General features: G+C 44.5%; 19 protein-coding genes and 1 pseudogene. 11 read left to right on the forward strand and 9 right to left on the reverse strand.

Translation table 11 applies throughout. The features are described 5' to 3' along the window. The 6 genes from MAR181_RS18510 (at position 1) to MAR181_RS15695 (ending at position 6,147) form a co-directional block, all read left to right on the forward strand. Positions 1–165, forward strand: a complete 165-nt coding sequence (locus MAR181_RS18510; protein WP_013797580.1) for a hypothetical protein — start codon at positions 1–3, stop codon at positions 163–165. A 156-nt stretch (positions 166–321) separates the two neighbouring features. After that, positions 322–957: a LysE family translocator gene (locus MAR181_RS15675; protein ID WP_013797581.1), complete on the forward strand. Its 636-nt coding sequence runs from the start codon at positions 322–324 to the stop codon at positions 955–957. Between the two features lie 47 nt (positions 958–1,004). Continuing rightward, positions 1,005–1,934 carry an allantoinase PuuE gene (puuE, locus tag MAR181_RS15680; RefSeq protein ID WP_013797582.1) on the forward strand — a complete coding sequence of 310 codons (930 nt, stop codon included), beginning with the start codon at positions 1,005–1,007 and terminating at the stop codon, positions 1,932–1,934. A gap of 252 nt (positions 1,935–2,186) precedes the next feature. Beyond that, a complete protein-coding gene (locus tag MAR181_RS15685) occupies positions 2,187–2,660 on the forward strand; it encodes a sigma-70 family RNA polymerase sigma factor (RefSeq protein WP_281003468.1) in 474 nt (157 codons plus the stop codon). Continuing rightward, positions 2,653–3,612, forward strand: a complete 960-nt coding sequence (locus MAR181_RS15690) for a FecR domain-containing protein (protein WP_013797584.1) — start codon at positions 2,653–2,655, stop codon at positions 3,610–3,612. The genes MAR181_RS15685 and MAR181_RS15690 overlap by 8 nt, the downstream gene beginning before the upstream one ends. A gap of 129 nt (positions 3,613–3,741) precedes the next feature. Then, complete coding sequence (locus tag MAR181_RS15695) at positions 3,742–6,147, forward strand: TonB-dependent receptor (RefSeq protein WP_013797585.1); 2,406 nt, start codon at positions 3,742–3,744, stop codon at positions 6,145–6,147. A gap of 36 nt (positions 6,148–6,183) precedes the next feature. On the opposite strand, the gene MAR181_RS15700 is transcribed toward MAR181_RS15695, so the two are convergent. The 6 genes from MAR181_RS15700 to MAR181_RS15725 all read right to left on the reverse strand — a co-directional run bounded on the left by MAR181_RS15700 (position 6,184) and on the right by MAR181_RS15725 (position 11,904). After that, positions 6,184–6,972 carry an IucA/IucC family C-terminal-domain containing protein gene (locus MAR181_RS15700; RefSeq protein ID WP_013797586.1) on the reverse strand — a complete coding sequence of 263 codons (789 nt, stop codon included), beginning with the start codon at positions 6,970–6,972 and terminating at the stop codon, positions 6,184–6,186. Next, entirely contained in the window at positions 6,965–7,810 is an 846-nt protein-coding gene (locus tag MAR181_RS15705; RefSeq protein ID WP_013797587.1) for an ABC transporter ATP-binding protein, read from the reverse strand. Before MAR181_RS15705 ends, MAR181_RS15700 begins: the two co-directional genes overlap by 8 nt. A gap of 29 nt (positions 7,811–7,839) precedes the next feature. Further along, positions 7,840–8,871 (reverse strand): FecCD family ABC transporter permease, encoded by a 1,032-nt coding sequence (locus MAR181_RS15710; protein ID WP_013797588.1) that lies wholly within the window; start codon positions 8,869–8,871, stop codon positions 7,840–7,842. After that, on the reverse strand, positions 8,864–9,871 hold the full coding sequence (locus MAR181_RS15715; RefSeq protein ID WP_013797589.1) for a FecCD family ABC transporter permease: 1,008 nt from the start codon (positions 9,869–9,871) through the stop codon (positions 8,864–8,866). The genes MAR181_RS15710 and MAR181_RS15715 overlap by 8 nt, the downstream gene beginning before the upstream one ends. Before the next feature lie 7 nt (positions 9,872–9,878). Further along, positions 9,879–10,823: an ABC transporter substrate-binding protein gene (locus MAR181_RS15720; RefSeq protein ID WP_013797590.1), complete on the reverse strand. Its 945-nt coding sequence runs from the start codon at positions 10,821–10,823 to the stop codon at positions 9,879–9,881. Positions 10,824–11,070: 247 nt separating this feature from the next. Then, positions 11,071–11,904: an AraC family transcriptional regulator gene (locus tag MAR181_RS15725; RefSeq protein WP_013797591.1), complete on the reverse strand. Its 834-nt coding sequence runs from the start codon at positions 11,902–11,904 to the stop codon at positions 11,071–11,073. A 236-nt stretch (positions 11,905–12,140) separates the two neighbouring features. On the opposite strand from MAR181_RS15725, the gene MAR181_RS15730 reads away from it, so the two are divergent. The 5 genes and pseudogenes from MAR181_RS15730 to MAR181_RS18755 form a co-directional block, all read left to right on the forward strand. Beyond that, complete coding sequence (locus tag MAR181_RS15730; RefSeq protein ID WP_013797592.1) at positions 12,141–13,280, forward strand: ornithine cyclodeaminase family protein; 1,140 nt, start codon at positions 12,141–12,143, stop codon at positions 13,278–13,280. Positions 13,281–13,345: 65 nt separating this feature from the next. Beyond that, the gene (locus tag MAR181_RS15735; protein ID WP_013797593.1) at positions 13,346–13,768 is read left to right on the forward strand and encodes a RidA family protein; all 423 of its coding nucleotides are present in this window, start codon (positions 13,346–13,348) and stop codon (positions 13,766–13,768) included. Between the two features lie 54 nt (positions 13,769–13,822). Beyond that, positions 13,823–15,115, forward strand: coding sequence for an NAD(P)/FAD-dependent oxidoreductase (locus MAR181_RS15740; RefSeq protein WP_013797594.1), 1,293 nt, complete (start codon positions 13,823–13,825; stop codon positions 15,113–15,115). A gap of 51 nt (positions 15,116–15,166) precedes the next feature. Further along, complete coding sequence (locus MAR181_RS15745; protein WP_013797595.1) at positions 15,167–16,558, forward strand: APC family permease; 1,392 nt, start codon at positions 15,167–15,169, stop codon at positions 16,556–16,558. A 767-nt stretch (positions 16,559–17,325) separates the two neighbouring features. Then, positions 17,326–17,997: pseudogene (locus MAR181_RS18755) on the forward strand (methyl-accepting chemotaxis protein); the annotation flags it as partial. 85 nt (positions 17,998–18,082) lie between these two features. Here MAR181_RS18755 and MAR181_RS15755 read toward each other — a convergent pair. The 3 genes from MAR181_RS15755 to MAR181_RS15765 are packed head-to-tail and all read right to left on the reverse strand — an operon-like array spanning position 18,083 to position 20,945. Continuing rightward, positions 18,083–18,451, reverse strand: a complete 369-nt coding sequence (locus MAR181_RS15755) for a cupin domain-containing protein (RefSeq protein WP_013797597.1) — start codon at positions 18,449–18,451, stop codon at positions 18,083–18,085. A gap of 36 nt (positions 18,452–18,487) precedes the next feature. Next, positions 18,488–19,717 carry an allantoate amidohydrolase gene (locus MAR181_RS15760; protein ID WP_013797598.1) on the reverse strand — a complete coding sequence of 410 codons (1,230 nt, stop codon included), beginning with the start codon at positions 19,715–19,717 and terminating at the stop codon, positions 18,488–18,490. Next, on the reverse strand, positions 19,710–20,945 hold the full coding sequence (locus MAR181_RS15765) for a pyridoxal-phosphate-dependent aminotransferase family protein (RefSeq protein WP_013797599.1): 1,236 nt from the start codon (positions 20,943–20,945) through the stop codon (positions 19,710–19,712). Before MAR181_RS15765 ends, MAR181_RS15760 begins: the two co-directional genes overlap by 8 nt. Between the last annotated feature and the right edge of the window lie 7 nt (positions 20,946–20,952).

Consider the following 20,952-nt stretch of genomic DNA (forward strand, 5'->3'; position numbering starts at 1 on the left):
ATGGGAACGTCTATTACTACTTGGGATAATGTATCAGCGTATTTTACCTTTGCAGATAACCCACTTGCTCTGATGTTATTCAGTTTAGGGGTGGCTGGCATTGTAGTTGGATTAATCCGATTCATTATGAAACACGAAAAAGAAGCGTTTGAAAATCACAAATAAGCGACTTCACGTTTTATAATCTTATGCAACTCAAAACGCTCGATGTTCTTCATCGGGCGTTTTTATGTTAAAAATCGCCCACGAAACATTCAAAAGAGATTTTTTATCGAACTAAATTAAAGTGTCATAACTTCTAAAATCACCAAGGAAATGCTTATGGACTACCATACTCTGTTAATTTATACGGTCGTTGCTTTTTTTTACGTCATCAGCCCGGGGCCTGCGGTATTTCTTGCCCTCTATAATGGAGCCTCTCGCGGACTAAAAGCAGTCATGGTTTCGGCGTTAGGCAATATCATCGGCCTCTTCTTATTGTCATTCCTTTCAATCAGTGGCTTGAGCGCCATTTTAATGGCATCTTCGACCTTATTTATGGGCGTCAAAATCGTTGGCGCAGCTTATCTTATTTATTTAGGCATCAACCAACTTCGCGCTACAGGTAAATCATCAACCCGAGACAATACTAAAATCGAAGGCAGTGAACGTGGTTTATTTTCTTACTTTAAGGAAGGACTTATTGTTGCGGCGACAAACCCAAAGCCGATTTTATTTTTCGCCGCCTTGTTCCCACAGTTTTTAGATATGACCCAACCTATTCCTCTACAATTTATTCTGATGACAGGTATTTTCATGCTGTTTTCCCTTCTATCCCTCACCCTCTACGGCTACCTAGCACAGCAAGCCAAAACTCTGGTACGCCATTCAAACATAGGGAAATGGTTTCAACGCCTCAGTGGTGGCCTTTTTATCGCCATGGGAATAAGTTTATTTCAAGTTAAAAATGCCAGCTAATCTGCACCACAGCTAAATTGGACAAAGACATAATAGGAACGGATAAAATGAAACATTATTTAGAAAGAGATTTTGCCGGCTACGGCCGCAAAGGACACCCTGATGTTCAATGGCCAAATCAGGCCCGCATCGCCGTACAGTTTGTCTTGAATTTTGAAGAAGGCGGCGAAAACTGTGTCTTACATGGTGACGATCATTCCGAAACTTTTTTGTCTGAAATGTTCGGAGCACAAGCTTATAAAGACCGTCATATGAGCATGGAATCTCTCTACGAATATGGTTCTCGTGCTGGTGTTTGGCGTATCTTAAATGAATTTGAACGCCGTGGTTTACCCCTAACTGTCTTTGCGATTGCGACCGCATTACAACGTAATCCCGATGTCGCCAAAGCCATCGTTGAAGGCCAGCATGATATCGTCTGTCATGGTTTAAAGTGGATTCATTACCAAGACATGTCCATCGAAGAAGAACGACGCCACATGCAAGAAGCACTGGACCTAATTGAAAACCTTACTGGTGTAAAACCAATGGGTTGGTACACGGGACGAGACTCTCCGAATACCCGAGCCTTAGTGGCAGAGCAAACTCAGCTAAAATACGACTCTGACAACTACGCGGATGACCTCCCCTATTGGGTCAAGGTTCCACATCATAGTGAGGCGAATCAAACCAAGCCTCACCTTATTGTGCCCTACACACTCGACTGCAATGACATGCGTTTCTCCTCTCCTTATGGCTTCAGCCACGGTGAAGAGTTTTTCCAATACTTGAAAGACAATTTTGATTGCCTGTATGAAGAGGGCAAAACCACCCCCAAAATGATGTCCATCGGCATGCATTGCCGAACGCTAGGCAAACCCAGTCGCTTCATGGCACTGAAAAAGTTTTTAGATTACGTTGAATCCCATGACAAGGTCTGGATAGCCAAACGAGGAGACATTGCTGAACATTGGATTAATAACCACCCGGCAGAGTGATCTGAGTATAAATGAACGGATGAAATAAACGAAAACCTTCACCAAAAATAAAAACGCCCTTGTAAAAGCCCCTACAAAGGCGTTTTCTTCCTTCCTACATGACGAACAAGCATTGTCTCTGCACTTTATATTGACAAAAAAAACATAAAACACTCTAATAATAGTAATTATCATTTACATTAATAGAGGAACCATTTCATGCCGCACAATCCGATCTCAAACGTGCAACATGACGTAATGCATTCTCTGTATATGAATCACCACAATTGGTTATACACATGGATACGTCGACGTTTGGACAATCAATTTGATGCGGCTGATTTAACTCAAGATACTTTTTTACGCATTCACGCTAAACAGAATGTCGATTTAATTAATGAGCCTAAAGCCTATTTAGCGACAATTGCGAAGGGTCTTGTTAGTCATTTTTATAGACGTAAATCATTAGAGCAAACCTATCTAGAATATCTAGCAAAACAGCCAGAAAATTTAGCCCCTTCAACAGAAAACCAATTTATTATTTTACAAACTTTAGAAGCAATAGATGCATTGCTTAATACCCTCCCAGGCCATGTCAAAGAAGTCTTTTTAATGTCGCAGCTAGAGGGAAAAAAATATCAACAAATCGCCGATGAGATGACTCTGTCCCTCGCCACAGTAAAGCGATATATGAAGCAAGCTTATGTTCATTGTTTTGTGTTGATGGAGAACGATTTTTTTGAATAAAATATCCAAAAAAAGCATGCTAGAAGCCGCAGACTGGCTTGTTAAGCAGCAAGAAAAACCATTAACACCTGCCGAGCAGGCACAATTAGAGCACTGGCAGCAATCTTCCGATAACAATCGCTTTGCATGGCAACGCGCTCAGCGTTTTATCAACCAAGTAGACACACTACCAAAAGACATCGCTTATGCTGTGTTAAACCGTCCTGATGATAAAGAACGCCGTTTAAACATCGGCAAACTAGCACTGCTATTAGCCACAGGACCTATTGCTTGGGGGGCCTATAAAACGGTAGAAAACCAACACTGGCGAGCAGATTACCGTACGGCAAAAGGTCAAATGAAACGGGTTACCTTGCCCGATGGCACTCAGGTGACACTCAACACAGCCACTGCTTTCGATGCGTTTTTTGATGGCAAAGAACGTTTATTAGCCTTACGAGAAGGTGAAATTCAACTTCATGTTGCCAACGTAACGTCTCAGGATTTCAAACCATTCATCGTCTCAACCCAAGAAGCTTTTTTATCACCTTTAGAGGCCAATTTTACCGTTCGCCAATACCGCCACGCCACTCGCCTCGGAGTGATTGAAGGTCGTGTCGAAGCCGTGCCTAAATTTGCAGATCACAAGGAGAAAAACATCATTCTAACTGGTCACCAAGCTGAACTATCAGACCATTCACTTTTATCTCACGAAACCTTATCTGCTGACACCATTTCTTGGCTAGATAGCATGTTAGCGGTGCACAACATGCCACTTCATCGGTTCATTCAAGAAGTCTCACGATATCATCGAGGACTCTTACGAGTATCACCTGAGATTGAAAACATACAAATATCTGGTGCTTTTCCTATTGCCGATGTAAATATCATACTCAACATGCTATCGAATACATATCCCATTGATATAAAACACCATTTAGGAAATTATTGGATCACACTTGAAGCCGTATAGCGTGTGAACTACCGTCTTTCAGAACCAAAAAACAAACTTACTCTTATTTTTCTGACACCTTTTTCCTTTTCAAGTGGCTTATTAGTTAGACAAATAATAAGCATGATAACTTTCAAAAAGGAGGTAGCTGTGTCTGCCCATAAAAACCGACTATCAAAAACACGACGCCATACAGCCATTCATACTATGTTGGCCTGTAGCGCTTTGCTATTAACAGCTAGTGTGAGTTCATTGTCATTAGCAGAAGACAATTCGAACCAGAGTAATCAACAGCTGCTTCAAATAGAGGCTGGCGATCTCGGAACAACACTCACAGCGTTTGCCGCACGCCACAACATCGCTCTGTCGTTTAATCCGACACTCACTCAAAACCTTAAAAGTGACGGTTTATCTAGCCATACCACGCCAATCGACTTAATAGAGCAACTGCTGTCCACTACCAATCTCATGATAAAGTCTAATCAAGATGGCACTTACAGTCTGATAGATCGTCGTCAATTCCACTCTGAAACTAAATCCATTAATCTGAATCCATTAATTATTCAAACCAGTCGATCCAACACCAAGCAAGAAGACAGCCCGCAAGTGGTAACGGTCATTACACAACAACAGATCGAGGAACAGCTTGCCATTAGTACTGACAGTTCCCAGGCACTCACCAACCTTCTTCCTGCTTATTCCCCCAATACTCAAAAGTTGAACAACAGTAGCCAAACATTTCGTGGCCGCTCGGTGTTATACATGATCGACGGTGTACCACAGTCTAATCCTATTCGAGAAGGCAGTCGTTCAGCCCATACCATCGATCTATCCATGGTGGAGCGCATCGAAGTCATTCATGGCGCTACAGCCGTACACGGCTTGGGCGCGACCGGCGGCATCATCAACTTTATTACCAAATCCAATCGCTCAAGTGAATTAAAGCAACATCTTGATGTGCAATTAAGTACACCAACCGATGGACTAGACAGCGACACTCTTAGCTACAAAATTGGCTATCAAGTCGAAGGCGCACAAGACAATTTTGATTATTTAGTTGGCTTGACCAATGAAGTGCAAGGTATGTACCTCGATGCCGATGGTAACTACGTAGGCTCAGCGACAGTGCGTGGCGATGTCATGGATTCCAAGAGCTATGATGCTTTTGCTAAATTGGGCTACTGGCTAGGAGATGACAAACGCTTAGAATTCGAATTAAATCAGTATCAAATGAAAGGACGCATGAACTTTGTTGGCGTCGATGGGGATAGAGATAACGGTGTCGCCACCAGCTCAGAGAAGGGCTCACCTCGAGGATATGCGCCTTACAACAAGGTGCAAACCACCAGTCTTTCTTATACCGACAGCGACCTTGATGGTATGGCACTAAAAGCACAACTCTTCCATCAGGATTTTGAAGGTCGTTACGGCGTATCAGACTCAGGAAGCTTCCAAGATGCCAGTAATGGTATTACTTACGATCAGAGTCAAAACCAGTCAGAAAAACTTGGGGCAAAGTTTAGCCTAACCAAAGACGACTTATTAAATCACGACCTGAGCGTCACCGCGGGATTGGATTTATTACAGGATACGACCAGCCAATCATTAATATTAACCAATCGTCTGTATGTTCCAGAAACGGATTACACCAATTACGCGCCTTTTGTTCAGTTCGAATACACGCCAATAGAACGCTTAGTGCTTCAAGCTGGAGTTCGTTACGAACACGCTCAACTGGATGTCGACACCTACCAAACAGTTGCCGCCAACAATAGCGTCACTGTCGATGGTGGTACGCCTAGTTTTGATGACACAGTCTACAATGCCGGCGCGGTGTTTAAATTAACCCCAACCGTCAGCCTCTTCGCCAACTACTCTCAAGGCTTTGGAATGCCAGATGTAGGACGCATATTGAGAGGGGTTGATACCAGCGGTCAAGACGTTGACACACTCATCGATCTTTCTCCCATACTGACTGACAACTACGAAGTCGGCTTTCGTTTAGACCGTCACCCTTATGATTTAGAAGTTAGTTATTACGAATCCAATTCAGACTTAGGCAGTCGTATCGTCGAGGTAGATGGTCTGTACATTGTAAAACGTGAAAAGAAAGAAATCCAAGGAGCTGAAGCATCGTTAGGTTTACAACTCAATGAAGATCATAAATTGCAAGTAAGTTATTCCTTCATTCAAGGCAAGTCCGATACAGATGGTGATGGCAAAGTTGAAACCAAACTAACCGGTGCCAATATTTCACCTAATCGCTTAATTACTTCATGGCATGCTCACTGGAATGAGAAATTATCCTCTCAATTACAAGTCAGTCATGCTTTTAGTCGAAGCTTTGATGATGAAGACCTTGATTTTGATGGTTATACCTTAGTTGATGCGTCTGTTGGTTACCAACTTCCTGTGGGTAACATGAACATCGCCATCGCGAACCTATTAAACGAAGATTACTTCACCTACTACTCACAAGCTGCTTACGCAAATGATAGTTACTACTTTAAAGGCCGTGGGCGCACAATTACCCTAGCATACGGTTTGGACTTTTAATTCACACTACCAAGCTTAAGCCTCCAGATAGGAGGCTTAACGCTTTTTCAAAAGCAAAGGACAAGAACCACAATAAACCGCTGGCTCAGTTGCCAAATAGTAGTAACAACAAGTACGTCTTACGCGAATCGGTTTATCGGATAAGGCTGTTTGTTGCTTAGCTCGATAAAACACCGTCAATGGGTTTTCTGACAAGCCAAACACCTCGATCGATTTCGGGTCTAGTAGGTAAGTAAAATCCGCCTGAGCTTGAGTCATTTGAGCATCTGGTATATTCGGTAAAATACGTTGTTCATAAATACTAAACACTCGGACGGCCACATTTTCCCAAAGGATCCGTTTTGGCACTTTGGTTAAACGATGAAACTGTTCAACGAGTGGCGTGAGGTGTCCGGCAAACACCTGACTCAAGATGTCTTTTCGCCATGCCCTTCGACCTTCTGCTTGATCCTTATCTTGAACCGTGACCGCTAAATTTTTTAGTGGCATCTTAGATACCCACATTCTATTTTCTAATGGGTATTCAAACACACAATTTTTAAGTGTCCCATCCAGGCCTTTATTGAAACGAGACATAGCATAGAGAATCGGAGCTAGGCTCAAAAACGCAACGCGCTTCATCACCAAAGACGCGGTCACCTTTAAATTTGGCGCGCCCAGCTCTGGCATGATTTTTTGCAAGGTTTCCTGACACAACACATCATCCAGCAGCTTAATAGAGTCGATTGATAAGCGTTCGTCTTGCTGGTCTTGCTTTAGACCAAACGCAGACAATGCTTGCCACTCTTCTGGCAGTAGAACAGGACGATGAGCGAATTCAGCCACGCTTTGATTCCTTGGAGCCGACGTGACGACCTTTACCATAGGGAATACACATAGGCGTTCCAAACAGTGGATCTTCACTGATATGACACTCCATATCAAAGACGGTTTTCACCATGTCATGGTTTAGAATCGTTTCCGGCGCCCCTTGGCAAAACACCGCGCCATTTTTAATAGCGATCATTTTATGAGCATAACGAGCCGCAAGATTGAGATCGTGTAACACCATCAAGATGGTCGTTTGTTGGCTTTGATTTAATTCAAACAAAAGGTCTAAGATTTCTATCTGATGGGTTAAGTCTAAATAGGTTGTCGGTTCATCAAGCAATAAAACGTCTGTATTTTGCGCTAACGCCATGGCAATCCAAGCACGTTGTCTCTGGCCGCCAGATAAAGCATCAATCGAACGAGCAGCAAACTCCGTCATATTGGTATCTTGTAACGCTTTCTTTACCAAGGTTTCATCTTCTTCCGTCCAACTTTGAAGCCAATTCTGATGAGGGTAGCGACCTTGACGCACCAGCTGTTCAACCGTCAGTCCTTCGGGAGCAATCGGTCCCTGTGGCAAAATAGCCAACTTACGTGCCACGTCTTTTCCACTTAACGAATGGATATCTGCGCCTTCTAACAACACTTGTCCTGATGACGGTTTTAACAAACGAGCAAAGGATTTCAATAAGGTGGATTTTCCACAGCCATTGCCACCGACTAACGCCGTAATCTGATTCGGCTCAATGGCTAAACTCAACGAATCGATTACCGCTTTTTTGTCATAGCCCAGTGACAAAGACACACTTTGCAATGGATGACTTGCTAATGAATAACGTTCAGACAAACTCATGGTTTAAAATCTCATGATGGCTAACCGACCTAAAAACGTTGTCGATACAGTAAATAGATAAAAAATGGTGCCCCGATCGCTGACACAAACACACCGGCGGGAATATCCAATGGCTGAAACAACAAACGGCCACATAAATCCGCTAACATCACAAGGCAGGCTCCTACGAAAGCCGACATTGGCAATAGAAACGCAAAACTGCGAATCACCAAGCGGCGAGCAATATGGGGGGCAATTAATCCCACAAAACCCACCGCACCAGCATACGCAATCGCTGGCGCCGCCATAAATACACTTAAAAACAACAGCGCTAAACGCAATGTTTGCACTGAAACCCCTAACCCCGTTGCAATTTGATCCCCTAGTTCTTGCGTGTTCACCCGGCGAGCCAAATAAAACGCCAAAGGCCAAGAAACACACAACCAAGGCAACAAGGCTTTAACATCAGCCCAACTTGCCCCATAAACACTTCCGGTTAACCAGATATAGGCCGTGATACTCGTTGCTAGAGGACTGGCCGCAATCACAAAAGTGGTTACCGCTCCCATTGCGGATGAAACACCAATCCCGACTAACACTAAGCGCATCGGTGTGACCCCACTATTCCAGGCCAACCCATAGATCAACAAAGCGGACAATAAGGCTCCTGCTATTGCAAAGAAAGGTAGCCAAGCCAAACCAATAACCGATGCGAAAAAAGATAAAAAGCATACGGCAGCAGCCGATGCGCCACCGGTAATACCTATGATGTCAGGAGACGCTAAAGGGTTTCGAATCATAGACTGCAGCACCAATCCTGACGAAGCCAGTGCAGCCCCTACCATCACCGCCATTAAAACTCTGGGCAAGCGTAAGGTTTCGATAACCAATTGAACCTTGCTATCACCATGACCAGACAGAGCCGAAACTACCTTAACAAGGGGGATAAACTTTTCACCCAAACTAAGTGAAATTAGAGAAATTAGTAGGAAGACACATAAGGTTATAAAGGTCGCAAAAATTGACCCCCATGGCATGGAAAACGACAAAAAACGATTGCGCACTCGCAATAACTTATCCACGTTCACCACCTTTTCGAGCTAAATAAAGAAAGAATGGCGCTCCTAATACGGCAGTCGTGACACCAATGGGTACTTCTTCCGGCATAATAAGAAAACGGCTGACTAAATCAGCTAACAATAAAAGCGTCGCTCCCCATAAAGCACTAAGCGGTATCAGCCATTTGTGATCATAACCCACCACTGATCGCACCATATGCGGCACCATCAAGCCGATAAAACCAATGTTTCCGCCCAGTGCTACCGAGCCACCAGCCAAACCAATAATCAAAAGACTTAACACCACTTTAATGACTACCGTGTTCTGTCCCAAACCTTTTGCGACATCATCCCCAGACAGCAAAATATTAATATGCGGGGCAGCTACCATAGCGAATACAATTCCCAAGATAAAAAGTGGTACCAGTGGCACAACCAAAGCCAGATCACGTCCTGATACAGAACCCGCGACCCAAAATAAAACACTGTCTAAACCTTCTTGGCCGATCACCAAAACCCCTTGGGTAAAGGCCATAAACAAAGCCGATATTGCCGCACCAGACAGCACAATTCGAACCGGTGACAAACCATCTTTTCCGATACTTCCCAACCCATACACCAAAGCGCCAGCCACACTTGCCCCTATGAAAGCCAGCCATAAAAAAGTATTGAGAGACGTTACTGAGAAGAAGGTTGAGAATAAAACAATCGTAAAAACGGCACCTGCATTGACGCCAAAAATGGAGGGAGATGCTAGAGGATTACGTGTTAGCGCCTGCATAAGTACACCGGACACTGCCAACGCGGCACCGACTAGACAAGCGACCACAGCCCGAGATAAGCGCGTAGTACGAATAATCACATGATCGATCGACTGTGGATCGAAACTGATAAACGCCATTCCCGCTTGCTTAAAAGAAATCATATATTGCCCGAAAGTAATACTGCTAAAAAAAGCGCACAACAAGCACAATAGAGACAATATAAGAATGCCAAGTTTCACAACAGGATAGCGGGACAACATAAACAAACTATTGATCAGATTGAGGCAATCGATAGATTTGATAGAGCTGGTCCAGAATGTGATTGGCTCCTAAAATACCACCTGACAATAACCAAGCAACACGATCCACCTCATATACTTGTTTATTTCTGGGGGCCGTTAATATTTTCCAAAGTGGGTGGGCTCGCCAAGCATCATAATTTTGCTTAACAGCCGCATCGTTGGAATGCAAAATCATAAAGAACACATCCGCATTCACACTCGGCAATGCTTCTTTTGTTTTCAGTTTTATCCCCCACCCCGTCTTATTTGGCATAGGAAAAGTAAAACCAATTTCATTTAGCACCACACCGGAAAAACTTTGCTGTAAATACAAACGTAAATGATCAACACGAACATTTAACACAGACGCTTTTAGGGGCCAATTGGCGACATTTTTTTGAATCAAATCACGGAACCGTTGAATGCGCTGTTGAAAGTCCTCCCAAATCCGCTTCCCTTCTCTCCCTTTACTAAGAGATTGAGCAGTTAATGCCAATGTCGCTTTAAAGTCATAGACATTTTCCGCTAACACAGTCGGCGCAATTTTAGACAGCTGTCCATATATTTTTTCGTGGCGGGATTTTGTGCCTATGATCAAATCTGGCTTCAACGCAACAATCGCCTCTAGATTCGGCTGAGTTTCCAAACCGACATGAGGCACGCCGTTTAAGGCTTCTCGTAAATAAACATAAGTGGGTTTCTGCGCCCAGGACTCGACAACACCAACAGGCGTAATGCCCAAAGCGACCGCAGAATCTGTTGCTCCTTGGAATAAAGTCACCACTCGTTTCGCTTCTACAGGGACTTGAGTCGTTCCCATAGCATGGGCAATCGTCTCCGTTTCGGCCGCCGAGATTTGCCTAATTGGAAACATCAACAAAGAAATGATGAAAATAGAGACAAAAGACGGCTTAATCCAATGTAACAGCATGATGTGTAACTTCCCTTAATTTAAATGCCAACAACGCACTTAATTAAATATGATAATAGTTATCATCATTATATACATTAGCGATTATAAAATACCAATCTTAGCTTGTTCACCGATGCCAGTTCGTCAAAAATAGGAGCGACACTCAGCCATTAGCCTTTTCGCCCGTAAAACCTATACAATATGAGACGTACGCGACAGCACCAAACATGAGCAAAAAACGCTTCCTTATGGTGCTTTTAATAGATTAGTAATAACGAATTCGATTCAAATAAGCTTCGCTTTTCACCTGGTTCTGATACCTCAAAGGCGTCTCTGATACCAACCTTTTGAACTCCCGCAAAAAATGCGATTGATCACTAAAACCAAGATCACAAGCTAAATCAGAGAACACCACTTGCTGCTTATGGTTGATGTCATAAATAGCCGATTGGCAGCGAATAATGCGGCAAAATGCTTTAGGGGACATGCCCATTTCATCTCGAAATAGACGCTGAATAGTACGAAGTGTGTAACCGGTTAACTCTTCTAAATCAGCCAGTCGTATATTGCCTTTTTGCTCACAAATATAACGAATCACCATAGCCGAGAGCGCTGAAAACTGGCGTGATCCTTTGCTCGAAAAAAAGCGTTCCGCAACTGACACTTGATCAGAAAAGCATTTTGCATCAACCACTTGCTCAAACATTTTCTGAGCTTTTGGTGCCATATCTAACAAGTTAAACTGATGTTCCACTAAGTCTTCTGCACCAATATCAAAGAGATCTGAAATGATACCAGTCTCAAAACGCACACCAAAATATCGGTGTCGATGAATAAACTCAGGGTTGGTTGCTTCTAATGTCGTACCACAAACACGGGCAACTGGATTGGATTCATCACAGTCAAAAACAATATCAACACATCCGTCAGGAATGGCAAAGGCAGTTTCAGCCGATTTATCAGCATCAAAACGATAATAATGCGAAATTTCTGGCTGAAAAGAGGGGCTCACTGAAAAGTCTTGTTCTGCGCTCAACACAAACCAAGGTTGTTTTGAATGGATACAAGACACCTGATCAATAACAGAAACTGACAACATGTTTCAGGCCTCAAGCAAATCAATAAAAACTTGAGGCAGCAAGATAGGTGCCAGATTGTTTGCACCTAAACTTTTTTTACAATGTCGCAAATATTCAATACGAACCGATTATCTCTCTCTAGGATCAACTCTATCTGCTGTTTTTAAGTCGTTAGGTGCCTTTCAGTAACCTAATGTCCTAACTCCCATTCACCCAAGCAGATGAAAAATAATGATGACAAAGCTGAGGCATACCAATGTCAGATAATACCAAAATAGATTTTATCTACCTTTCTGAACAAGACATGATCAAGGCCGGCGTAACGGATATGCCGAAATGTGTGGACACCATGGAAGAAATGTTTGTCCTGCTGCATCAAGGTGACTATCGAATGGCTGGGCCAAACAGTGACTCTCATGGCGCCATGATTACTTTCCCTGAAGAGTCCCCTTTTCCAACCATGCCTAAACCAACCGCAGACCGTCGTTTAATGGCCATGCCAGCCTACTTAGGCGGTGATTTTCAGACTTGTGGCGTGAAATGGTATGGCTCAAACATCGCCAATCGTGAAAAAGGCCTACCCCGTTCAATCCTAATGATGATCTTGAATGACATCGATACCGGCGCACCATTGGCTTACATGTCAGCCAACCTTCTGTCTGCCTACCGTACAGGTGCTATTCCAGGTGTCGGTGCTCGTCATCTGGCTCGCAAAGATTCCAAAGTCATTGGTTTGCTTGGACCAGGTGTCATGGGGAAAACCTCTGTTGCTGCTTTTATGGCTGCTTGCCCTGACATCGACACCATTAAGATCAAAGGGCGAGGACAAAAGAGTTTAGACGACTTCATTGCCTGGACCAAAGAAACCTTCCCTCAAATTACCAACATCCAAATCGTTGACAGCATTGAAGCCGTGGTCCGCGATTCTGACATCGTCACTTACTGTAACTCAGGTGAAACGGGAGACCCATCGACTTACCCAATGGTAAAACGTGAGTGGGTAAAAGCCGGGGCTTATTTAGCCATGCCTGCCAGCTGTAGCCTTGATGACGAAATGAGCAAAGACGACGTCCGCAAAGTGCTCGATAGCTCAGGTTTATACGAAGCCTGGTACGAAGAAGTGCCTAAGCCAGCTCACAACCATATTCCCCTCGTCGGCATGCGTTTCATGGATATGATCGAAGAAGGCTCGATGAGCAAAGATAAACTGGAAGATCTTACCGAGATTGTGGGTGGCGCGACACCTGGCCGCCAGAACGACGAAGAAATCATCGTGTTATCGGTTGGTGGCATGCCAGTAGAAGATGTGGCATGGGCGACCAAGATTTATCGCAACGCTCTAGAGAAAGACATTGGCGTCAAGCTCAACCTTTGGGACACACCAGTACTCAGATAATTCCTCTATTCCTTGGAGACAAAATTTCCAAGGAATGACATTTATTCCGATTTTAAGGCAACACAATGACAGACATTATCAAGCTAAAAACAGGTTCTAAGTTCGAAGAAATTGGCAGCTACTCACGCGTTGTCGCGGTCGACAATTGGATCTTTGTATCCAATACCGCAGGTCGAAACCCCATTACCAAAGAAATACCAGCCAATGCACTAGAGCAAACAGAGCAAGTATTCAACAACATAGAAACCGCTCTTGAAGCCGTGGATTCCTCTCTGGCAGACGTCGTGATGTCACGCGTTTTCATTCAAGACCCAGCAGACACACACAAAGTAATGGAATTTATTGGTTCAAAATTTCAAGGCATTGATCCTGCTACCACAGTGACATGCCCACCACTTGGCTCAACGGATTACAAGGTGGAGCTAGAAGTCACAGCATTTCGTGGTGCCTCAACAGCCAATGTCACGAAAATCAACACAGCCCAATAAAGCAAACGGGCTTAGGTTTTGCCTGAGCCCTTTTTTAACCCAGGTAACCTATTTATGACCAAAACACTTGATGCTGTTAACACCAATAGTACCCTACCCAACGTTACTTCTGTGGTTATCATAGGGGGAGGCATTGTCGGTATTAGCGCGGCACTGACTCTAGCCGAACGCAACATTCCAGTTGTCTTACTGGAAAAAGGCCAGGTCGCTGGTGAACAATCCTCTCGAAACTTAGGGTGGATCCGAAAAACCAGCCGCCACCTTCATGACGTTCCTTTAGCTCAAGCGGCTGACAAACTGTGGGCGGAAATGCCAGAACGTGTTGGCCAGTCAGTGGGTTACAAACAATCCGGTATTATGTTCCTCGCCAAAACAGACGAACAAATGGCCATGCATGAAGCTTGGTTAAGGTCAGTCGCATCCCTTGATCTGGGTTCAAAAATGCTGAGTACGAAAGAGATTGAACAACGAGTGCCTGGCGGCCAAGGAAACTGGCAAGGTGGCATTTTTACCGCTTCTGACGGTCGCGCTGAACCCGCTATCGCCACCAGCGCGATGGCCAAAGCCGCCATCGAAAAAGGGGCCATTATTGTCCAGAACTGTGCCGTTCGAACACTCTCAACTAGCGCGGGAAAAGTCAGTGGTGTGGTCACAGAACAAGGCGAGATTCGTTGTGACCAAGTTCTCTTAGCTGGCGGAGCATGGTCTCGACGCTTCTTAGGGAACTTAGGCGTTGCCTTACCAACCCTACCCTTAATCTGCTCTGTTTTTCGCACCAAGCCAATGGAAGGGCCAACAGACATTGCGGTAGGTGGCCCGGATTTTTCCTTTCGAAAACATCAAGACGGCGGCTTCATTATTACTCAGCGCGGTAAATTAGACGCCCCCATTACCCTAGACCACCTATTAATTGGTCATAAATATTTAGACCAGTTAAAAGCCCAGCGAAGTTTTTTAAATGTGTCTTTTGGCAAAGCCTTTTTTAACGACCTGATGCAATCTCGTCGCTGGAAGGCGGATCAAATCTCGCCCTTTGAAAAAATTCGCACAAATGACCCTAACTTCAACCCCAACCTGAACCAAGATGCCTTAAATAATTTAACGCAAGCTTGGCCGGTTTTCGCTAAAGCGCAAATCGACGAAGCTTGGGCTGGTTTGATCGATGTCACCCCAGACTCGAACCCTGTCATTGACCATATCGACGCCCTCCCAGGTCTGACGGTGGCGACTGGTTTCTCAGGTCATGGGTTTGGAACTGGGCCTGCAGCAGGTCAATTGGCCGCTGACCTAGTGACCAATTCAACGCCATTGATTGACCCAAGCCCTTATCGGTTTAGTCGACTGTAAACATAATTTTAAGAAAAGCGTCTAAACGCTTAATAACAAGAGGAACGTAATATGTCAGACATCACTCAAGGGGTTAGTTCAGCAGCTTCAGCTGCTGCTAACCAATCAAAAAAACTCGGCCTGCCGACTATGATGGCTATCTGTGTCGGCTTGGTGATCGTACAAGGTGCCATGATTTCTGCCCTACAAGGCATAGGAATTGGTGGTATGGCCTTCATTGCCGCCATGATAACGGCTCTGGTTCTGGCACAATTCAATGCCATGAGCTTTGCTGAACTCTCCCTGATGTTTCCAGAAAAAGGTACGCTAGCGACCTACACGCAAAAAGCCATTGGTCACTTCCCCGCTATTGTTTCCGTCTTTGCTGGTTATGTGGTTGTCGCCATCTTAGCTCTACCAGTTGAGATGTTTCTCGTGGATGCCATGTTGGGGCAGCTATTACCTGGCTTCTTACCAGAGAAAGCCGCCCCACTGATTATTCTTGGCTTGTTCACCATTACCAATTTAATTGGTACAGATGTGTTCGCTAAGGTTCAAAACCTGCTTGCCTTTATTTTGATTACAGCTTTGATCTTAATCGGTTTGGTCGCTATTACTGGCGCAGGCGAGCCACACCCAACTCTAGCTGGTCCAAGCGTTGATTGGAGTTTTGGTGGTGTATTAGATGGCAGTTTCATTGGCTTAGTGGGTTTAGCCCTTTGGACTATGGTTGGTGTAGAATTCATTTGTCCTTTGGTCAATGATGTCAAAACACCAAATAAAAACATCCCACGTGCGATGCACCTTTCCCTATTTATGATTTTCTTCATTTTCCTAGGGTTTACCTATGGTGCTAGTTTGTACTTAGACATTCCTAGCTTACTGGAATCTCCGTTACCTTACCTTGATTACGCCAATGCCGTATTTGGTCAATCTGGTTTAATCATTGCGACGGTAATGGCGTTGGCCGCAACGTGCAGTACTATGAACACGGTTCTAGCAGCGGTTCCAAGAATGCTTCAAGGCATGGGAGATCAAGGTCAAGTATTCCCAATGCTAAAGAAAACAAATCGCTTCGATGCTCCTTGGGTCGGCACTTTGATGATCAGTGTTGGTGCCAGTATTCCTTTCTTTGCATTCAGCATTGACTCATTAATCGTACTGGTCATTGCCGCCACCACAAGCTGGTTGTTAGCCTATTGTGTTGCTCATATTAATGTCATCGTATTACGTAAGCGTCAGCCAAATCAGCCTCGTCCATATCGTACGCCTTTCTACCCTCTACCACAGATATTAGGTGTGGCAGGCATGCTTTATGTGGCATTAAACAACTCACCAACACCTGAAATGACACAAATGGTTTACAGCATTACTGGCGGCATCCTACTTGTCATCGGTATTATTGGCGCTGTGTGGGTGAAATTTGTTATGAAGCGTGGCTTATTTGAAGTCGACGCAGATTAAGATCTAGAAATAAGACCAACATAGATGTAGGTCATTAGGGCTTACTCAGAAGCTTTTTCTGAGTAAGCCCTAAATTGTTTTTGGTTAAGTTCTGAAAGTCAATATTGGCATATGGGACTTCAGAACTTGGCTCGGTTAAAGTGGAAATTACCGCAGGATGCCTTGTCATTAGGACAACACAGCAGCAGTAGAAGTTGTCATAGCTCAATGGACTTTGTCGTAGCTTATCTAGTTGAGTTACGAAAGAGCACCTTTTCAAAGGGTGCCTTTATTTTTAGCGCCAAGATCTTTAGCTTAACTCTCATAAACCATCAGCCATCTGATTTATTGATACTTGTTAATTAGGAGTCACCCTACATATGATGTTTGGCAACAAAAAACGAATTGAACTTGAAACAGCTCTAACTGAAGCACAAGAAGAAAAGCACAACTTATCGACAAAACTGGCTCAAATAGAAGCCGAATTGACCCAGTTGAAAGAAAGCCAACAATCTACCGTTGAATTGGAAGATAAAACCCCCTTCTTACTAGAAGCCAACCAACCTAGCCTTTCCTTCGTACTTGGCTCAACCAACAAAATTTTAGAATTACTTTTTGAACCTATGAGTGAATCAGAAGGTTCAGATGTGCTTATCCAGCAAAACAAAACAGATATTTTTGAACTAAAAGAAGCCATTTCTACCATTGCCTATAAAACGCAAATCAGCCTTCAAGATGTAAACTCTCTGCGTGATACTGCCAATGAAATAAAAGGCTTTACCGACACCATTCAAAGCATTTCAGAACAGACCAATCTATTAGCCTTAAATGCCGCCATTGAAGCCGCACGGGCAGGTGAACACGGTCGTGGGTTTGCCGTTGTGGCTGATGAAGTCAGAACTTTAGCAAATAAAGCAAGAGAATCAAGTGAACACATCTCTCTCTTGGTTCAAAGAATTGACGAGAACACAAATAAGGTCAGCCGACAGATTGATGGCCTTCATAACGACACCATCAGCACCAACCAATCCTGTGAGCGCTTAAGCCTCTCTTTTAATGACACAGCAGCGCATTCAGAGAAACTCATAGCGTCCGGCTATCAATCTATGGCCTATGCCCATGTTGCTGCCGCCGTGCTAGATTTAACCGTATGGCACAATCAATTTCTGATTAAAGCATGGCAAAAGCAGCCCCAAGACAAAGCTCTTGATATCACAACGACTTACTTAGGTGACTGGTATTACAACGGCACAGACAATGAATTCAACTTCCGACAACAAGCCGACTTCATCGCGCTTGGTGACACACTATTAAAAATCAATGAATTGATGACAGAAATGACAAATGGAGTCATTGAAACAGATCAATTAGTTGCTTTAGAGGAAACGTTTTCAACTTACATGAAACAAGTTGAACAGGCACTGACAAGAACTCAAGAATACATCTTAAGTCATGTTTAATGATCTATTATGAGCCCAGCGTCTGAATAGAAGATCTAAAAATACATTTTCTATTCAGACACTTAACTCTTACTTCAAGTCTAAATCACGCCAATACGACACTTTCTGGTAGTGTCACAAAAATGGAATGACGCACTTCATTAAATAACGCTTTACTGCAATGCCCTTCACCTTCCGTGTCCTCAAGCAAAAGCACATCGCCAGCGCCAAATTGACGCGTTTCTCCAGACGACACCATAAACTCGCAGCGTCCCGTTAGAATGAATAGCAATTGTCGTTGCGGCGCTGGATGCCATTTAAAGTCATAGTCACTAGGAGTTTCACGAAACATCATTTCACCAACAGGAAATCGCTCAGATAAGAAACCAATAGGGCCGCCGTCTTTTAACGCAATATCCAGTTCAGCAAATTCACTTTTGCCATTTGGCTGATTAAATATTCTCGTGATCTTCATCTAATGTTCCTTTGCAAAGCCATATAAGGCACTTTATTAAACAGGTAATGTTCGTAAGGTCTGATCTAACACCGCCAAACTCACTGCTACATCCTCTGCCTTAATGGCTTCGGCAGGATGATGACTAATGCCTTTATCACATCGCATAAATAACATGGCCACAGGACAAATATCAGCAATAGCCATGGCATCATGACCCGCCCCAGAAGGCAGAGTAAGAGGCTGATGGCCAATCTGTTGTATCGCCTTTCTTAGCACCTCTTGCAGCTTGCTATCACAATGGACCGCACCAGCAGCGTGAGTCTGCTCCATATTCAAAGTCACTTTTCGTCGCTCAGCAATGGCATTAAGCGCTTCAACAATCAGCCCCAGCGCCTGATCTCGCTTATCATCAAACTCACTGCGAATATCCAAAGAAAAATGCGTCTGACCAGAAATCACATTGACCCCATTTGGTCGATTATTAATCTGTCCAACGGTGGCGACGACACCTTGTTGCTGGGCGATCGTTTCAATGACTAAGACCATTTCACTCACCGCACACAAAGCGTCTCGACGTAATGGCATTGGCACCGTACCTGCATGACCCGCCATGCCTGTGACTTGAAGATCAAACCGCTTTGCGCCTGCAATGGCACTCACGACCCCCACTGGGAGATTTTGCTCTTCCAATACCGGCCCTTGTTCGATGTGCAATTCTAGATAGCCTAACAGTTGATCAGTGTCGATCTTCGCTTGATGTACTTGATCAAAGTCCAGACCAAATGCCTGCATGGCTTGGCGCAAGCTTGTTCCATTCTCATCAGGAAGGTCAGACCAAGTCGCAGGCCATTGCCCAGTTAATGCCCTGCTGCCTAACAAAGTTGAGCGGAAACGAGTACCTTCTTCATCGCCAAAACCAACGATATCGAGATGAAAAGGCAAGGAAACACCATTATCGGTCAAGGCTTGTATTAACGAAATTGGCGCTAACACCCCTAACATACCGTCATATTTCCCGCCATTTGGTACCGTATCAAGATGACTGCCAATCAAATATTTAGGCGCATCCTGTTGTTTTGATGGCAAACGACCACACAAATTGCCCGCCGTATCCTGCCAGACCATCATACCCGCTCGCATCATCCATTCGCCGACCAACTGATTGGCCTGCTGGTGTTCTTTGGTCAAATAGCGGCGGTCTAAGCATTCCTCAGATTGACTGATTCGCCCGAGTTCATCACAACGATCCATCACTTGTTGGGCGACCTTGTCATAGTCAATCATGACGCGTCTCCGTGGCACCAGCGTAAACGGCCATAGCCGCATCCACACCAGCGCCCGCTGGTAACACCAGACCCGCGCGACGTAAAGCCGTTTCCAACGATTGCAGAGTATGCAATACCGCATCCTGACGGGCGTTATAGCCCATGGTGCCGATGCGCCAAACTTTGCCTTTCAAGGGTCCGAAGCTGGTACCGATCTCAATGTTGAAAAGATTCAACAAATCATGACGAACCTGCTCACCATTCACGCTTTCGGGAATGTAGACGCCAACGACGTTGCTCATTTTGTGTTTCAAATCGCCATAAGGTCTCAAGCCCATAGCTTGTATACCTTGCAACATGGCGTTCCCAGCCATTTGATGACGTTTCAATACCGCATCCTGACCTTCTCGTAATAGCTCAATGGCGCATTGACGAGAGCCAAACAACATGGTCGCCGCTTCGGTATGATGATTTAGCCGCTCTTCACCCCAATAATCCATGATCATAGACAGATCAAAATAATTGGAACGGATACGTTGGCCTTGTGCGTCTTGATGATGACTATCGCGAATGCCTGCTTCCACATGGTGGCGCTTACGCACCACGTCCACAAAACGTCCACTCATGGAAATAGGCGCACTACCGGATGGACCACCCAAGCATTTTTGTAAACCCACTGATACCGCATCAACCTGCCATAAATCCGTCTCAAACGGGTTACCAGCAATCGACGCGGTGGCGTCTGTATAAAATAAAACATCATGAGCACGGCAAATTGCCCCAAGCTCTTCCAGTGGCTGCAACATGGTCGTCGATGTATCGCCTTGCACTATGGCCAATACTTTTGGTTGTACTCGCTTAATCGCATCTTCTATTTGCTGCGGGTCAAAGACTTCGCCCCAAGGCACTTCAATAGTATGAACCTGAGCATCGGCACGTTCGGCTATTTCGGCTAACAAATGCCCAAAGCGGCCAAAAATCGGAATCAGCACCTTGTCACCCGGTTCTAAACAGGACACCAATGCCGCTTCAATGCCTGCTCGGGACGTCCCATCAACGAGAAAGGTCTGTTGGTTTTGAGTCTTAAATACCTGACGGTATAACGCCATGACTTCATTCATGTAACTGGTCATCGTCGGATCGTATTGACCGACCAACTGAGTAGACATGGCCGACAAGACTTGCGGATAACAGTTAATCGGACCTGGTCCCATTAACAATCGAGGAGGAAGCGTCAAAGGTTGCATCTTAAAC

This window comes from Marinomonas posidonica IVIA-Po-181 (genome assembly GCF_000214215.1).
In the GTDB taxonomy this organism is placed as follows: Bacteria; Pseudomonadota; Gammaproteobacteria; order Pseudomonadales; family Marinomonadaceae; genus Marinomonas; species Marinomonas posidonica.

Bases quoted from the DNA above. Each gene is read 5' to 3' on its own strand.
- MAR181_RS18510 (WP_013797580.1), top strand. From the start codon at position 1: ATGGGAACGTCTATTACTACTTGGGATAATGTATCAGCGTATTTTACC.
- MAR181_RS15675 (WP_013797581.1), top strand. From the start codon at position 322: ATGGACTACCATACTCTGTTAATTTATACGGTCGTTGCTTTTTTTTAC.
- puuE (WP_013797582.1), top strand. From the start codon at position 1,005: ATGAAACATTATTTAGAAAGAGATTTTGCCGGCTACGGCCGCAAAGGA.
- MAR181_RS15685 (WP_281003468.1), top strand. From the start codon at position 2,187: ATGAATCACCACAATTGGTTATACACATGGATACGTCGACGTTTGGAC.
- MAR181_RS15705 (WP_013797587.1), bottom strand. From the start codon at position 7,810: ATGAGTTTGTCTGAACGTTATTCATTAGCAAGTCATCCATTGCAAAGT.
- MAR181_RS15715 (WP_013797589.1), bottom strand. From the start codon at position 9,871: ATGTTGTCCCGCTATCCTGTTGTGAAACTTGGCATTCTTATATTGTCT.
- MAR181_RS15720 (WP_013797590.1), bottom strand. From the start codon at position 10,823: ATGCTGTTACATTGGATTAAGCCGTCTTTTGTCTCTATTTTCATCATT.
- MAR181_RS15725 (WP_013797591.1), bottom strand. From the start codon at position 11,904: ATGTTGTCAGTTTCTGTTATTGATCAGGTGTCTTGTATCCATTCAAAA.
- MAR181_RS15730 (WP_013797592.1), top strand. From the start codon at position 12,141: ATGTCAGATAATACCAAAATAGATTTTATCTACCTTTCTGAACAAGAC.
- MAR181_RS15735 (WP_013797593.1), top strand. From the start codon at position 13,346: ATGACAGACATTATCAAGCTAAAAACAGGTTCTAAGTTCGAAGAAATT.
- MAR181_RS15740 (WP_013797594.1), top strand. From the start codon at position 13,823: ATGACCAAAACACTTGATGCTGTTAACACCAATAGTACCCTACCCAAC.
- MAR181_RS15745 (WP_013797595.1), top strand. From the start codon at position 15,167: ATGTCAGACATCACTCAAGGGGTTAGTTCAGCAGCTTCAGCTGCTGCT.
- MAR181_RS15755 (WP_013797597.1), bottom strand. From the start codon at position 18,451: ATGAAGATCACGAGAATATTTAATCAGCCAAATGGCAAAAGTGAATTT.
- MAR181_RS15760 (WP_013797598.1), bottom strand. From the start codon at position 19,717: ATGATTGACTATGACAAGGTCGCCCAACAAGTGATGGATCGTTGTGAT.
- MAR181_RS15765 (WP_013797599.1), bottom strand. From the start codon at position 20,945: ATGCAACCTTTGACGCTTCCTCCTCGATTGTTAATGGGACCAGGTCCG.